This is a genomic window from Thermomonospora catenispora (genome assembly GCF_006363815.1).
GTDB classification, from domain to species: domain Bacteria; phylum Actinomycetota; class Actinomycetes; order Streptosporangiales; family Streptosporangiaceae; genus Thermomonospora; species Thermomonospora catenispora.
This window is the reverse complement of record NZ_RRYT01000089.1, coordinates 1-880: the sequence shown is the minus strand read 5'-3', so window position 1 is coordinate 880 and position 880 is coordinate 1. Positions and strand designations below refer to the sequence as shown.

At 69.4% G+C, this 880-nt stretch carries 1 protein-coding gene; it reads right to left on the bottom strand.

All coding sequences use genetic code 11. The features are described from left to right. A partial coding sequence (locus EIO00_RS24395) for a hypothetical protein (RefSeq protein WP_206664255.1) occupies positions 1 to 880 on the bottom strand: 880 nt, incomplete at both ends.

Genomic DNA, 880 nt, shown 5'->3' with positions numbered 1-880 from the left:
GAGCCTCTTCCCTCCGCCCTAGGACCGCCAGGCAGATGGATTGGTCGTTCAGTGAGGCGGCCAGGTCGGGCAAGAAGGCATTAGGGCGTTCCTGAGCCAAGGTCCGGTGAAGGTTCACGGCTTCGGTGGCGGGCTCCAGGGCTTCCGCATATTGGTCGGCTTGGGTCAGGGCGGTGGCGAGTCGGTAGCTCCACTCGGCTCTCTGGGCCGGGTCGGTGTCGGGAGGCAGGAGATCGCAGATCCGGCGGGTTATCGCGATCTCGGTGGTGGTCAGGGCGAGGGTGGGGGAGGGGATCGTCTCGACGATCCACTCGAGATCATCCAACTCGACCGGGACATCGGCGAAGACGGTGGCGAGGAGGTCGTCCAGGCGAGCGTCGGTTCGAACGGCGACCGCGATCGCCTCCGGGGCCAAACCGGTCAGGTCGGCCCGCAACGCCGCCTCGATCACCCCGAACGCGTGCCGGTGGTGGACACAAGCCCGGGCCAGCACGGTCAACGCCCGCATCGCCTGTTCCCCCCACAGCGCCCCGAAGCAGGCGCGGGCCAATTCAGGGCTGGCGTGCAGTTGGTCGGTCACGTGCCGCTCGGCCAGCAGGTCGGGCCGCAACGGCTCCAGCCACGCCGACCCCGTTCCCGGGTACAGCTCCCGCGCCCAGTGGATGAACTGGTCCACCCGCTCGATGTCGGCCTCGGCCAGATCCGGCACCCGCCTGAGCGCCCAGCGAGCATCGGACCTATCGGCCGCGCCCAGCAACGCCAGCGCCGCCACCGCCTGCTCCAGCAGAACCGGCTCGGCGTTCAGGCCTTTGAGCTGCGCCGACCGGTGCCACAGCCGCTTTTCGTGCCCGAGCAGCCGATCCAACACCCCCAGCTCGGC